At 61.4% G+C, this 13062-nt stretch carries 14 protein-coding genes and 1 tRNA gene; 4 read left to right on the top strand and 11 right to left on the bottom strand.

Annotated elements, in window-relative coordinates; genetic code table 11:
* Positions 1–22: 22 nt before the first annotated feature.
* Positions 23–535 carry a 50S ribosomal protein L10 gene (rplJ, locus tag O4H53_RS17375; RefSeq protein ID WP_114273624.1) on the bottom strand — a complete coding sequence of 171 codons (513 nt, stop codon included), beginning with the start codon at positions 533–535 and terminating at the stop codon, positions 23–25.
* A gap of 361 nt (positions 536–896) precedes the next feature.
* Positions 897–1838, bottom strand: a complete 942-nt coding sequence (locus O4H53_RS17370) for a glycosyltransferase family 2 protein (RefSeq protein WP_269365803.1) — start codon at positions 1836–1838, stop codon at positions 897–899.
* Positions 1839–1882: 44 nt separating this feature from the next.
* On the opposite strand from O4H53_RS17370, the gene O4H53_RS17365 reads away from it, so the two are divergent.
* Positions 1883–2029 carry a hypothetical protein gene (locus O4H53_RS17365; RefSeq protein WP_269365801.1) on the top strand — a complete coding sequence of 49 codons (147 nt, stop codon included), beginning with the start codon at positions 1883–1885 and terminating at the stop codon, positions 2027–2029.
* Positions 2030–2073: 44 nt separating this feature from the next.
* Here O4H53_RS17365 and rplA read toward each other — a convergent pair whose 3' ends face one another.
* The 6 genes from rplA to O4H53_RS17335 all read right to left on the bottom strand — a co-directional run bounded on the left by rplA (position 2074) and on the right by O4H53_RS17335 (position 5407).
* Positions 2074–2778, bottom strand: a complete 705-nt coding sequence (gene rplA, locus O4H53_RS17360) for a 50S ribosomal protein L1 (protein ID WP_269365800.1) — start codon at positions 2776–2778, stop codon at positions 2074–2076.
* Between the two features lies 1 nt (position 2779).
* Positions 2780–3205, bottom strand: coding sequence for a 50S ribosomal protein L11 (gene rplK / locus O4H53_RS17355; RefSeq protein ID WP_114273627.1), 426 nt, complete (start codon positions 3203–3205; stop codon positions 2780–2782).
* A gap of 116 nt (positions 3206–3321) precedes the next feature.
* A complete protein-coding gene (nusG, locus tag O4H53_RS17350) occupies positions 3322–3855 on the bottom strand; it encodes a transcription termination/antitermination protein NusG (protein WP_269365798.1) in 534 nt (177 codons plus the stop codon).
* A gap of 216 nt (positions 3856–4071) precedes the next feature.
* Entirely contained in the window at positions 4072–4269 is a 198-nt protein-coding gene (secE, locus tag O4H53_RS17345; RefSeq protein WP_269365797.1) for a preprotein translocase subunit SecE, read from the bottom strand.
* A 101-nt stretch (positions 4270–4370) separates the two neighbouring features.
* Positions 4371–5120, bottom strand: a complete 750-nt coding sequence (locus O4H53_RS17340) for a hypothetical protein (RefSeq protein ID WP_269365795.1) — start codon at positions 5118–5120, stop codon at positions 4371–4373.
* A 211-nt stretch (positions 5121–5331) separates the two neighbouring features.
* A tRNA-Trp gene (locus O4H53_RS17335) sits at positions 5332–5407 on the bottom strand.
* A gap of 154 nt (positions 5408–5561) precedes the next feature.
* Here O4H53_RS17335 and O4H53_RS17330 point away from each other — a divergent pair.
* Positions 5562–6059 carry a ferritin-like domain-containing protein gene (locus O4H53_RS17330; protein ID WP_269365793.1) on the top strand — a complete coding sequence of 166 codons (498 nt, stop codon included), beginning with the start codon at positions 5562–5564 and terminating at the stop codon, positions 6057–6059.
* A 93-nt stretch (positions 6060–6152) separates the two neighbouring features.
* Here the strand turns inward: O4H53_RS17330 and O4H53_RS17325 are convergent, their stop codons facing one another.
* The 3 genes from O4H53_RS17325 to O4H53_RS17315 all read right to left on the bottom strand — a co-directional run bounded on the left by O4H53_RS17325 (position 6153) and on the right by O4H53_RS17315 (position 8876).
* Complete coding sequence (locus O4H53_RS17325; protein ID WP_269365792.1) at positions 6153–6815, bottom strand: CatB-related O-acetyltransferase; 663 nt, start codon at positions 6813–6815, stop codon at positions 6153–6155.
* A gap of 209 nt (positions 6816–7024) precedes the next feature.
* Positions 7025–8200, bottom strand: a complete 1176-nt coding sequence (gene tuf / locus O4H53_RS17320; RefSeq protein ID WP_269365791.1) for an elongation factor Tu — start codon at positions 8198–8200, stop codon at positions 7025–7027.
* A 118-nt stretch (positions 8201–8318) separates the two neighbouring features.
* Complete coding sequence (locus O4H53_RS17315; protein WP_269365789.1) at positions 8319–8876, bottom strand: hypothetical protein; 558 nt, start codon at positions 8874–8876, stop codon at positions 8319–8321.
* Positions 8877–9032: 156 nt separating this feature from the next.
* On the opposite strand from O4H53_RS17315, the gene O4H53_RS17310 reads away from it, so the two are divergent.
* Positions 9033–10400, top strand: coding sequence for a cytochrome P450 (locus O4H53_RS17310; protein WP_269365787.1), 1368 nt, complete (start codon positions 9033–9035; stop codon positions 10398–10400).
* Positions 10401–10481: 81 nt separating this feature from the next.
* Positions 10482–12989: a toll/interleukin-1 receptor domain-containing protein gene (locus tag O4H53_RS17305; RefSeq protein WP_269365785.1), complete on the top strand. Its 2508-nt coding sequence runs from the start codon at positions 10482–10484 to the stop codon at positions 12987–12989.
* Positions 12990–13062: the final 73 nt, after the last annotated feature.

Here is a 13062-nt window from a genome sequence, read left to right as displayed (position 1 = left end):
GCACGCCGATATGACGAATTGCTTACGCAGCCTTGTCCTCGATCGTGGACAGGATGGATGCAATGTTGCTTGCAGGTGCGCCAATGGCCCCGGCGATGTTCGATGCAGGTGCGCCCAGCATGCCCGCGATGGTGGAGATAAGCTCCTCCCGCGAAGGCATCTTGGACACGGATTCCACACCGGCCACGTCGAGTGCGTTCTCGCCCATTGCACCGCCAAGGATAACGAACTTCTGGTTCTCCTTGGCGAAGTCCTGAGCAACCTTGGCCGCAGCCACGGGATCCTCAGAATAGGTCAGAACGGTCATGCCCGTCAGAAGGTCGGCAATGCTTGCGCATGGCTTACCCTCAAGGGCGATCTTGGCGAGCCTGTTCTTGGCAACACGCACGGCCCCGCCAGCGTTACGAGCACGCGCGCGAAGGTCCTGCATTTCAGCAACTGTCAGACCGACGTAGTGGGCTACCACAACGACGCCAGAGCTTTCAAAGATCTGGCCGAGCTCGTCGACCAACTGTTCTTTTTGTGCTCTATCCACAGTTTCACTCCAGTAAGGGAGGGTTGCCCCTCCGGCTCAGTTTTGCCGGGACTGATGGCCCCGACTTTCGGGTCCTTACGGGGGCCGGACGCGTCGCTGCGGATCGCCCATCGGGCTGTCCGAAGAAAATCTGCCGTTTCCCGTCTCAGGCAGGAATTATGTTGAAAAGCCTTCAACACCCACCGTCTCGGACGAAAAGCACAAAAGCGCGACGAATCGCGCTTTGTACCTGAGGGGTGGGATAAACAGTTGACGGGGGATTTCCAACCCCCAAATGCGCAAGTTGCACACTTAGCCCGGTCAGACCGCTTGGCGCGGTCCGGCGCAGCAGGGATACAGGCCTTTTCCGAAGTATTCCGGATCAGCCCGCCATGCGCAAGTGTTCTTCGACCTCGCCGAAATACTGGTGCACGATGCCCTTCATGTCCATGTCCAGTTCCAGCAGCAAATCATGCGCTTTCATCGTGTCATGCTGTTCCGGCGTGATCTGGTGCAACCGGCTCCACAGATGCCGCAGCTTGCGTTCGCGGCCCAGTTTCACCAGCCGGTTCATCTTGGCCAACAGCAGGTCCCGCCGGCCGTTCCTGAATGCCTTGAGCCGAAAATCCGCTTTGCGCCGCCAGTCTGCGTAATTCAGGAAGTAGAAATGCAATAGCGCGCAGCCGTCGTCCAGCGTCTTGGACCCGTCAGTGATCCGCTTGCCCTGCGCATCGACAAACCAATGCGGATGCGCGCGGGAAACCTCCAGCCCGGCGCGGGTCAGGGTCTTGCCGGTGACATGCCCGGCAAAGCCGCGGTTCCGGTTCATGTAGACCGCGAAGATGCCGAACACCTTGTCCAGCAGATCGCCGTCGATGAAACGGCGAAACAGAAGCCTGTCCGGCTGCTGCGGGAAATTGACGTATTCGACCGGACGAAAAACAACGGACCTGTCGCTTTCCGGCAGGGACGCCAATACCTCCGACAGGGGCCGGTCCCTGGACCACATCAATTCATCCCCATCAACAACCGCGACCCAGCCGTCCTTGATCTGCCGGTATGCATGCAGGATCGCCGCGTTTTGCCGCTTGGTGAAATTCACCGCGTCGAGCACGCCCAATTCTTCCCAGAAAGCCTCTGTGCAACGGGTCACGACAACGCGGTCGCCAAAGCGGCCCATCGCCGCGATACCCGGATCTTCCGGATCATCGAAATATAGGAAAATACGATCCGCGCCCTGATGCAAATGCCATGCGACAAACCGTTCCAAGACTTCGCGGGGTTCGCGAAGGATGGCCACCACGGACCACTTACCAGACTGCATACTGCCTCGTTCATCGCTTTTGACGCGATTTTCAGATTACTTCGATGGAAGAAATCGGCAGGAAATATGGCAAAAATTGGGCAGAGATCGCGGATGCCCCCAAACGCGACCTTTGGGTCACATCTGAGTGCCAATCTGTCGGCAGCAGACAGATCGGAAAAGGACAAGCCTTAAAAGAAAAAGGGCGGTGACATTGCCACCGCCCCTCTCCAATCAGTTATCCGTTCAAGGCCGATCAGGCCTGACCGGTCATCGCGTCGTCAACCGCCACGGAGATCCCGGGGCCCATTGTCGAGCTCAGGTTGATCTTCTTCATGTAGGTGCCCTTGGAGCCTGTCGGCTTGGCCTTGGCCACCGCACCCACAAAGGCGCGGATGTTTTCAGCCAGCTTGGCCTCGTCAAAGCTCAGCTTGCCGACGCCGGCATGCACGACGCCGCCCTTTTCGGCCTTGAACTGAACCTGGCCTCCCTTGGCTGCCTCGACGGCCTCCTTGATGTCCATGGTCACGGTTCCGACCTTGGGGTTCGGCATCAGGTTGCGGGGGCCAAGCACCTTGCCCAGACGGCCCACGATGGGCATCATGTCGGGCGTGGCGATGCAGCGATCAAACTCGATCTTGCCGGATTGCACGGTTTCCATCAGGTCTTCTGCGCCAACAATATCCGCACCGGCGGCCTGGGCTTCTTCTGCCTTGGGGCCACGGGCGAACACGGCAACGCGCATGGTCTTGCCGGTGCCGTTGGGCAGGCCGACAACGCCACGGACCATCTGGTCCGCATGACGCGGGTCAACGCCGAGGTTCAGGGCGATTTCCATGGTCTCGTCGAACTTGACCTTGGAGTTGCTCTTGATCAGTGCAACCGCTTCTTCAACAGTCACATCTTCCTTGCCGACGAATGCTTCGCGGGCGGCGGCGGTACGTTTTCCAAGCTTTGCCATCTTACTTCACCTCGATGCCCATGGAGCGGGCAGAGCCCAGGATGATCTTCATCGCCGCTTCAACGTCATTGGCGCTCAGATCGGCGGCCTTGGCTTCTGCGATCTCGCGCAGCTGCTTGGGCGTGACGGTGCCGACGGTTTCACGGCTGGGCGTTTTCGCGCCAGAGTTAATCTTGGCAGCCTTTTTCAGGTAATAGGACGCCGGGGGCGTCTTGATGTCCATGGTAAAGGACTTGTCCTGATAATAGCTGATCACGGTCGGGCACGGCGCACCGGGCTCCATGTCTGCTGTCTTGGCGTTGAACGCCTTGCAGAATTCCATGATGTTGATGCCGCGCTGACCCAATGCAGGGCCCACGGGCGGGGACGGGTTGGCTTGCCCCGCCTTGACTTGCAACTTCATCGTACCGACGAGTTTCTTGGCCATTGGCCTTCTCCTTTCAACACCCCTGAGACGCGTCTCAAGAGTTTTTGGTTGCGTGGTCCGGTTCGGGTGCCGCGGCCCCCTTGCCTCCCACAATGATAGGGCGGATGCCCCGACACTCAGGCCTGCTTGTTGACCTGCGTGAATTCCAGTTCCACCGGGGTTTCCCGGCCAAAGATCGACACAGAGACCTTCAGGCGCTGGTTCTCGTCGTCGACCTCTTCGATCATACCGTCGAAATCCTCGAACGGGCCATCGGCCACCTTGACCTTCTCGCCCACTTCGAAATGAATCAGGGTACGCGGCGCGTCTTCGCCTTCCTGTACCCGGCCCAGGATCGCCTGCACTTCGGCATCGCGCATCGGCATCGGACGGCCCTGCGGGCCAAGAAAGCCGGTAACGCGGTTGATCGAGTTGATCAGGTGATAGCCCTTGTCGGACATTTCCATGTGCACCAGCACATAGCCGGGCATGAAGCGGCGCTCTGCCGTCACCTTCTTGCCCCGGCGAACTTCGATCACCTCTTCGGTCGGCACCAGCACCTCGTCGATCTGGTCCTCAAGGCCCTGCTCTTCGACAGAGGTGCGAATCTGCTCGGCGATCTTCTTTTCGAAGTTCGACAGGACACTGACCGAATACCACCGTTTTGCCATCTGAACTCTGGTCCCTGTCTTGCGCGGCATCTGCCGCCTTCTGAGTAACGCTCGTGCGCCGCGTGGGGCACACCTGAAAAAAGCCTGAATAAAAAAGCGGCGCGCAACTCGAATCGCCGCACGCCCTTGTCAGGTCAGGCCTGCGCAATACCCTGCGCGCGCAGGTCTTTCAAGGGAGGATTGCGAATTCACGGCACAGCTCCGACAGAGCGTCGCTCAGCCGAACATCCCGAGAATGCTTTGCAGCCCGCCGCGGATCAGGATGTCCACGATCGCGAAAAACACGGCTGTGAGTGCCGCGAGGATGAACACCATCACCGTGGTCAACAGCACCTCGCGCCGGGTGGGCCATACGACCTTCGCCACCTCGGCACGCACCTGCTGAATGAACTGTAGCGGATTGGTGGTGGCCATCTGATATATCCTAACGCTTGTCTGCCCGAAGCATCTAAAGGCTGCGTCGGGCGGATTCAAGCCGTAACAGCCGGGCCCAATCGCTTTGCCGCGCGGCCCTGTCAGACCTCGCTCTCGCGCATTTCGGAAAACCGGCGGTCCAGGGCGGCGTCATGACGGCTTTCCGCTTCTGCCAGATCGCCGAAGTCCGGCAGGTAGAGGCCATCGACGGTCCCTTCCGGGAACCGGTCGAGAATTGCATCCCACTTCATCGCGAAACTGTCGAGCTTGCGGTGCATTTCCACCGCGCGGGTCGGATGCCTGCGGGCATACCAGCGTGCAAACCCCATGGCCCGGCGCCAGAAACCGTCATAGCCGAGGATCAGGAAGATACCGGTGAGAATGAACAGCGACAGGAAAGCAAGCCCCAGCACCAGCCAGGGCCGGAAGAAGACCATCAGGACAGCACCGGCGATCACGATATGGCGCGGTGTCGGGCGATACCCCAGCACGGCGGCCTTCATACGCGCGATTCGGCCGTCTTCGGAACGCGGCGGGCGCGCAGCTTTGGCCCTTTTGCCCCGGCCCAATTTCTTCCTGGGCTGGGCGGCAGGGGCCTGCGGCTCCGGCGGCGCGATTGCCTGCTGTTCCAGCAATTCACGCTTGCTCGGCGCTGTTGCTGCCAATGGCTCTTCGGCCATCCGCGGGGCGGCCTGCGGTTCCGGAACGGGTTGCGGGGCCTGTTCCTCTGATGCCAGCAGATCACGGATCGCGGCAAGGGCGCTCGGGTCAAGCTCTGCCACCGTAGGCGATGCCGGCCCCTGTGGAGCGATATCCGATGGTTCCTTGATGTTTTCGTTCGCTGTCGTCATCTTTGCATCTCTCAGCCAGTCCGCGCTTCGATACTGACGCAATCAGCCTGTTGATTGGCGAGAATATGTCAAAAACGAGGCAAGGGTTCTTTCAGGCGCCGCAGCGACGGCAGCTTCACCGTGGCAATCGCATGAAAATTTTCCACGGGAATTGCGGGAGCGCAGTTAACAACCGATCGCCGCACAGGTCATAGATTCTGATTTGGGAGATTGGCAGGGGCTGAGGGACTCGAACCCACGACCCTCGGTTTTGGAGACCGATGCTCTACCAACTGAGCTAAACCCCTATGCCGGACTTCCGACTAGTCGCAAATGCCGCCGCGATCAAGGGGCATCGCGCGCATTGCTGCGAAATTCACCGGATCGCGATGGAACTCTGCCTCGGGGGCGGGGCGTTGACCCTTTGACACGGGCAAGAGCCCCAAAATCAAGGAGACCGCAATGACACTCAAGAACCTTCACGACGTTTACCACGATCAACTGCAGGACCTTTACAGCGCCTGCAAACAATCGCTCGACGCCACCACAGAGCTTGGGCGCGCCGCCGCAGACGAGGAATTGAGCGAAGCCCTGATCGCCGGTGCCAACGGGATCAGCGAAGGCATGGATCACCTGAAATCGATCTGCGCCAGACATGACATCGACCCCGAAGGCGAGCACTGCAAGGGCATGGCAGGCCTGGTGACCGAAGCACGCGCCCATGCGATCAAGGCGGATTTCGCCGATGACGCGACACGAGACGTGGTCATTATCACGCAATACCAGCGCATGGTGCATTACGCGCTGGCCGGCTACGGCTCCCTTGTCGCCTTTGCCAACCGTCTGAACCTGGACGAGGAGGCGGGCATTCTGCAAAAGCTTCTGGACAACACCTATGACGGCGATCGCCATATGACGGATATTGCCACCAACGGCGGCGTCAACAAGGCCGCCGCCTAAGCGCCGATCAAATCATAACACGACGAAAGCCCCCGCATCGGGGGCTTTCGCTTGATACATGGCAGATGTGTCGCACCCCTTGGGCCTGTCGGTTCAACCGCCGCTCGCCGCCACCAGCCCGGCGACGTCACCCCCGACAATCAGCGCCTCATGCGCCAGAATCCTGTCAATCGGCCAGTCCCACCAGGCAACGCGCAACAAGACCTCGATCTGCTGCGGCTCGAACCGCCTGCGCAGGACCCTGGCAGGGTTGCCCGCAACGACGCTGTAGGGCGGGACCTGACCCGCGACCACCGCACCGGCACCGACAATCACGCCATCCCCCAGATGCGCCCCCGGCAGGATCCGGGCACCCTGCCCGATCCAGACATCATTCCCGATCACCGTATCGGGCCCGGGTCCCGGCATCGAAGGCCGTCCCTCGGCAGGGCCACCGCCAAAGACGGCAAAAGGGAAGCTGGAAATACCGTCGTACCGGTGATTTGCCGACGCGGTGATGAAGGTGACGCCATCCGCAATCTGGCAGAATTTCCCGATCACCAAACGTTCCGGGCTGAAGTCGTAAAGATAGGGTGCAAGATGCGCCGCCCAATCCTCGGGCGGCTGGTGGGCGCTTGCATAGGTATAGGCGCCGACCGAAATACGCGGATGGTCCACTGCGGCGGCAAGAAAAACCGTTCCGGCATGGGTGCTGCCGTCGGGCAATGGCACCGGATGCAGGACGTCGGCGGCGGGGAAAGGTCGTGAATCGGGCATGACAGCTCCTTTGATCTGGAAAAGATTGGGTCAGATCGCGGTTGTTGTCATGTCACCCTCCATCGGTTTCACCGGCACTTTAACAAATCGTGACCCGCGACGGAACCACCTCTTTCATGCCCGCCCCCCAACGACAAAGGCCGCCCCCAGTGGGAGCGGCCTTGCCTGTTCGTGTGCTCAGGAGCGCGCCCTTGCGGGCGCCTGCCCGATCAGTCGGTGATCTTCGACACCACGCCCGCACCAACGGTGCGGCCGCCTTCGCGGATCGCAAAGCGCAGGCCCTGCTCCATCGCGATCGGCGCGATCAGTTCAACGCCAAAGGACACGTTGTCGCCCGGCATCACCATCTCGGTGCCTTCGTTCAGCTGAACCGTGCCGGTCACGTCGGTGGTCCGGAAGTAGAACTGCGGACGGTAGTTCGCGAAGAACGGCGTGTGACGGCCACCCTCTTCCTTGGTCAGGATATAGGCTTCGGCTTCGAACTTGGTGTGCGGGGTCACGGAACCCGGCTTGCACAGCACCTGGCCACGCTCGACGCCTTCACGCTCCACACCACGCAGCAATGCGCCGATGTTGTCGCCCGCTTCACCACGGTCCAGCAGCTTGCGGAACATTTCAACGCCTGTGCAGGTCGTCTTCTTGGTGTCGCGGATGCCGACGATCTCGATCTCGTCGCCCACATTGATCACGCCACGTTCCACACGGCCGGTCACAACCGTACCACGGCCGGAGATCGAGAACACGTCCTCGACTGGCATCAGGAAGGGCTGGTCAACCGCACGCTCGGGGGTCGGGATCCATTCGTCAACCGCAGCCATCAGCGCGCGGATCGAATTCTCGCCGATCTCGGGATCGCGGCCTTCCATCGCCGCCAGCGCGGAGCCGGGGATGACCGGGATGTCGTCGCCGGGGTATTCATAGGAAGACAGCAGCTCGCGGATTTCCATTTCCACCAGTTCCAGCAGTTCCGCGTCGTCCACCTGGTCGACCTTGTTCATGTAGACAACCATGGTGGGGATGCCCACCTGGCGGCCCAGCAGGATGTGCTCGCGGGTCTGGGGCATCGGGCCGTCAGCCGCGTTCACAACCAGGATCGCGCCGTCCATCTGCGCCGCACCGGTGATCATGTTCTTGACGTAGTCGGCGTGGCCGGGGCAGTCGACGTGGGCGTAGTGACGCGCATCGGTCTCGTATTCCACATGCGCGGTCGAAATGGTGATCCCGCGGGCCTTCTCTTCGGGTGCGCCGTCGATCTGGTCATACGCACGGAAGTCGCCGAAATACTTCGTGATCGCCGCTGTCAGCGTTGTCTTGCCGTGGTCAACGTGACCAATCGTGCCGATGTTAACGTGCGGCTTGTTACGTTCAAACTTTGCCTTTGCCATGGTGGTAGCACCCTTTTTGAATTGAGGGGCCGCATCGGCCCGGTCCTATCTGGCGGGCGATGTATTGGGTCTTGCCAGTAAAATCAAGCGCGACTTCGCACCGACTTGCAGCCCTGCCCTAGCCGTTGGGTTGTTCGGCGACAGGAGCGCCCGTACCGGGGCCTGCACTGAACCAGCCCTGTTCCTTGTTCTGCTTCACGAGGTAGCTTTCGATCGACTTCGCCGCATTCTGGCTGAGGTTCTTGAGCTGCTCTTCCGCAGATTTGGTATAGCCCGATCCCACAACCGGTCCCTGATCGAAGGATTCGAATACCGTGATCTGATGCGGCTTTTCGTTCAGCTTGCGGTTCTTCGCGTCATCCCAGACGGTGAGGTTGACGATCAGGATCGACTTTGGCGCGAACACCAGCGGAATGCCCGGCTGGGCCAGGACGTAGCCCTCGACGCTCATCCCGAAGTGATAGTCGCGGCTGCCGTTGTACCGGCCAAAGCGTTCCGCGGTGGCATCGGTCAGCGCCTTGGTCAGCTGTTCCTTGGTGACTTCGCGGCTCAGGGGGCCTTTCACGGCCTTCGGGGCCACCGCGATATTGTGCTTGAGACTGAAGTCTCCCAGCGGCACGGGCGCCTTGTTCAGGTCTGCCGCGCCATTGCAGGCGGTCAGAAATGCCACGGACATCAATACGGCAAGTACGCGGATCATCTGTTTACCTCTTCCAGCACCAAGCTTTCACAGGCGATACCCGATGGTTGCCGCCGGTGCAATCAATTGCCACGTTGGCGAATGGCGCCCTACCCCCTATCTATCAGTCAACCGGCCCAAGGAGGTTCCCCCATGTCCACCACCCTGCCCGTCCGCGTGCCGCTGGTCACAGAGCCCTGGGGCATCTTCAAGAGCCTCTCGGAAGCACGGCGCAATGTGCTCAGCATCATCCCGGACATCGCCACGCGACAGCCCATGGTCTCGGGCAAGACGGGAAAGCGCTGGCACATGGTCATGGACCCCGGTGCAATCCGCGAAGTGCTGCTGGACCGGCTGGAGGATTACCCCAAGTCACTGGTCACCAAGAACCTGCTGAAACCCGCCATCGGCGAAAGCCTGTTCATTGCGGAAGGTGCCCATTGGCGCTGGCAACGGCGCGCGGCCGCGCCGGTGTTTTCCCATCGCAATGTGATGAACCTTTCGCCGATCATGACCGCTGCCGCCGAACGCACGGTGGCCCGGATCGAGGCGGCAGGACCCCGCGCCGTCAACATGCTGGACGAGATGGTCACAACCACATTCGACGTGATCGGCGATGTGACCTTTTCTGGCGGCGATACCTTTGACCGCGACAAGGTACATGGTGCGATCGACGATTACATCGCCGAAGCGGGCAAGATCAGCCTGTTCGACGTCTTGGGTTTCCCCGACTGGGTGCCGCGCCCGGGGCGCATCATGTCCGGTGCCGCGCTGAAGGAAATGAAATCCATGGCCGACAGCGCCATCGAGGCCCGCGCGAAACGGGGCCATCAGGGCGTGCCGGATCTGCTGGACCTGTTGCTGGAGGGCGTCGACCCCAAGACGAAGCGACAGATGTCCACCTCCGAGCTGCGCGACAACCTGCTGACCTTCATCGTGGCCGGGCATGAAACGACGGCGCTCACCCTGTCCTGGGCCATGTACCTGCTGGGCTTCGATCCGCAGGTGCAGGAACGCGCCCGACAGGAGGTGCAGGCGGTGCTGCAGGGCCGCGCCTGCACTGGCGACGACGTGGAAAACCTGCCCTACATCCGCATGATCATCGACGAAACCCTGCGCCTTTACCCCGCTGCCGGGATCATTTCGCGCACCGCACAGAAAAGCGATACGCTTTGCGGCCGGGAGATCCGCCCGGGCGATACGGTGATGATTCCGATCTATGCCCTGGGCCGCAACGAGCTGCTGTGGGAAGACCCCGACCGTTTCGACCCCGAACGCTTTGCCGATCGCAAGGCAATCGACCGCTATGCCTATCTGCCCTTCGGGGACGGGCCGCGCATCTGCATCGGTGCCTCCTTTGCCCTGCAAGAGGCGGTGATCATTCTGGCGACCCTGCTGTCGCGGTTCGAATTCACCCCCGTCGCGGGAAGGGAACCGAAGCCGGTGATGATCCTGACCCTGCGCCCGGAGGGGGGCGTCTGGATGACGGCGAAACCAGCGAACGCACCGGCAAAGACCTGAGCGGCCCGCGTTTCAGGATCACTGCTGGCTTTCGCCCGGGCCAGGGCGCAAGATGCGCCCGGGTAACCGGGCACAGGCAAAATGTCGGAAGAGACGAGACTTTTCATTTCCTATTCCCCCGATGACCGGGAAAAGGTGGAAACACTCTGCGCTTCCCTTGCGGATGAGCCCGGTCTCACGGTCTTTCATGGCACCGAAGACAGCCCGGACGCGCCGGAATCGCGCAGGCACCTGGAAGAATTGATCCGCAGCAGCGATATATTCCTCTTTGCCCTCAGCCCCCGGTCCGCAGCCTCCGAAGATTGCGCATGGCAGTTTGACCTCGCCGACAGCCTGAACAAGCGCATCATCCCCGTGGTGGTGGATCACGTTGATGGCACGGTGCCGACAGCACTGGCGCGATTGAACTACGTCCATGCAACCGACCACGATGATCTTGCCATTGCGGTGGACAACATCAGATCGGCCATGGCCACCGATATCGGCTGGATCAGGGAACATACACGCCTTGCCACCCTGGCCCATCGCTGGACTGCGGCGGCGCGGCCCGGCACGCAGGCCCTGCGCGGGCCGGCACTGCACGCCGCCGAGGATTGGCTGGCAGAGCAACCAGGAGACGCGCCGCAACCGACGGCCGAACAGCGTCGCTTTATCCTGGAAAGCCGCAGGGCCACGGCCCGGCGCCAACGCAGAACAGCCCTTGGCGCGGTCGCGGCCCTGATTGTTGTCGGCATCCTGGGCATTGTGGGCTGGACCCAGCGCAATGCGGCGCGCGACGGCGAACGCATGGCCGAAGCCGCCCTGCGCAGCGCCACTGAAGCCTCTGGCACCTTGCTATCGGAACTGGCGCAGGAATTCTCCTCTGCCACTCTCCCCGCAGACACCAGGCGCAGGATTCTGGTGCAGGCCCAGGATCTGCACGGCGACCTGATGCAGAACTTTCCCGGGGACCGCGCCTTGCGGGCAACTGCGGCCATGACGCAGACCCGTGTCGGCGACACGCTCTTCCACTCCGGCGACCTCAGATCTTCGCGCAAAGCCTATCTGGGGGCGCGGGACAAACAGATGGCACTGCTTGCGGAAACACCCGATCACACGGGTCGCCAGCATGCCCTCGCGGTCACGACAGAGCGGCTGGGTGACCTTGCAATGGCCAAAGGAAACCCTGCGGAAGCGCGGGAGCACTACGAAACGGCACTTGATCTGTCCCTGACGCTGGACGATGTGGACCCCTCGCTGGGCCGCCATGGGGCGGGTACTGCGGCGATCCTGGACAAGCTGGGCCAACGCGCATTGAACGAGAATGACCTGAGTGCGGCGGAGGTCCTGTTCACGCAAGCCCACGACCTGCGCGCCGCATTGCTAAGGCGGGAACCCGCAAATCCGGACTGGCAGAGCGCATATGCCGACAGCCTTAGTTCGCTGGCCAGCCTTGCTCAGGCACGCGACACGCCCGCTGCGGCCCGGGACCTGCTGGAACAGGCGCTCGAAATACGCGAAACCCTGGTTGGGCTGGCCCCTGAGAATGCCGCGTTCAAACATGAAACCGCAGTCCTGCTGGAGGCTCTGGCGGCTATTGCACGCGCTGAGGGCGATGCCGATCAAAGCCGGACCTATCTCGAAAAGCGCCTCGACCTGGCGCGGGCCCTGGCGCAAAGCAACCCTCTGAATGAGGGCTGGCAGCACGATCTGGCGGTCAGCCTGTTCGATGCGGGAACGGCGGACCAGAAGGCCGGAGAATACGCGGCGGCAAAAGCCTATTTTGAGCAGGGGCGTCGCACGATTCAGCGCCTCGTTCTGATCTCGCCCATCGACCTGCAGTGGCAATATGAACTGGGCAAGGTCGAAATGCGCCTGGCACAGCTTGCCGAACTCATGGACGAGCCCGTTGCCGCAAAAACGCAGTTTGAGGCGGCGGGCGAAATCTTTGCCACGCTGGCGTCAGAACAACCTGACAATCCGGCATATGCCAGCGACCTTGGCATGGTGTTCTTCAGCCTGGGAACCCATGCCAACCAGACGGATGATCCGGACAGCGCCCGGCAAAATCACGAAAAGGCGCTGGACTGGCGCAGGCGCGCGGCAGAGCTGCTGCCCGGCGATCCCGGCACCCGGCGCGCCGTTACGGGCAGCCTGTATGAAATTGCCGCCCTTCAGGAAGAAAGCAAAGACTATGACGCCGCCCTGGAAGGCTATCGCGAGATGCTGGATCATGCGCGCAACCTTGTGGCGGCCTTTCCGCAAGACAGCGATCTGGCCGATGACCTGCGGGTGGCCGGTGATCTCTTTGCCAGACAGGCAGCGATTGTCTCTTTCGGGGATGTGCTGTTTTCACGGCTGGACAAGGCGGAAACCCTGGCACGGGAGGCGCTTGAGGCAGCACCCGACAACCGCCGCGTTGCCGCCCATCTGGCCTATGCGCTGATGTTTCAGGATGAAACGGACGCTGCGAAAGAAATCTTTCTTGCCGGGCGGGGCGCAGAGATCGACGGCGATCCATGGGAAGAAGTCGTCCAGCAGGATTTTGACACGTTTCGCAAGATCGGGCTGACCCATCCGCTGATGAAAGAGGTCGAGGCGGCGTTCTAGGTCGTGTTGACATTCATTGTCGCCCACCCGTTTCAGTCCAAAATTGCTCAGTTCCAGGCAAGAGAGCGCAGGA

The organism is Sulfitobacter sp. G21635-S1 (assembly GCF_027213915.1).
Classification (GTDB): domain Bacteria; phylum Pseudomonadota; class Alphaproteobacteria; order Rhodobacterales; family Rhodobacteraceae; genus Sulfitobacter.
This window is presented reverse-complemented; position numbering and strand designations above follow the sequence as displayed.

Excerpts from the sequence above, each read along its gene's own strand:
- O4H53_RS17310 (WP_269365787.1), top strand. The coding sequence starts at position 9,033 with ATGTCCACCACCCTGCCCGTCCGCGTGCCGCTGGTCACAGAGCCCTGG.
- O4H53_RS17325 (WP_269365792.1), bottom strand. The coding sequence starts at position 6,815 with ATGCCCGATTCACGACCTTTCCCCGCCGCCGACGTCCTGCATCCGGTG.
- O4H53_RS17330 (WP_269365793.1), top strand. The coding sequence starts at position 5,562 with ATGACACTCAAGAACCTTCACGACGTTTACCACGATCAACTGCAGGAC.
- secE (WP_269365797.1), bottom strand. The coding sequence starts at position 4,269 with ATGGCCACCACCAATCCGCTACAGTTCATTCAGCAGGTGCGTGCCGAG.
- rplA (WP_269365800.1), bottom strand. The coding sequence starts at position 2,778 with ATGGCAAAGCTTGGAAAACGTACCGCCGCCGCCCGCGAAGCATTCGTC.
- O4H53_RS17370 (WP_269365803.1), bottom strand. The coding sequence starts at position 1,838 with ATGCAGTCTGGTAAGTGGTCCGTGGTGGCCATCCTTCGCGAACCCCGC.
- nusG (WP_269365798.1), bottom strand. The coding sequence starts at position 3,855 with ATGGCAAAACGGTGGTATTCGGTCAGTGTCCTGTCGAACTTCGAAAAG.
- O4H53_RS17340 (WP_269365795.1), bottom strand. The coding sequence starts at position 5,120 with ATGACGACAGCGAACGAAAACATCAAGGAACCATCGGATATCGCTCCA.
- O4H53_RS17365 (WP_269365801.1), top strand. The coding sequence starts at position 1,883 with ATGGAAGAAATCGGCAGGAAATATGGCAAAAATTGGGCAGAGATCGCG.
- rplK (WP_114273627.1), bottom strand. The coding sequence starts at position 3,205 with ATGGCCAAGAAACTCGTCGGTACGATGAAGTTGCAAGTCAAGGCGGGG.
- O4H53_RS17315 (WP_269365789.1), bottom strand. The coding sequence starts at position 8,876 with ATGTCCGTGGCATTTCTGACCGCCTGCAATGGCGCGGCAGACCTGAAC.
- O4H53_RS17305 (WP_269365785.1), top strand. The coding sequence starts at position 10,482 with ATGTCGGAAGAGACGAGACTTTTCATTTCCTATTCCCCCGATGACCGG.
- tuf (WP_269365791.1), bottom strand. The coding sequence starts at position 8,200 with ATGGCAAAGGCAAAGTTTGAACGTAACAAGCCGCACGTTAACATCGGC.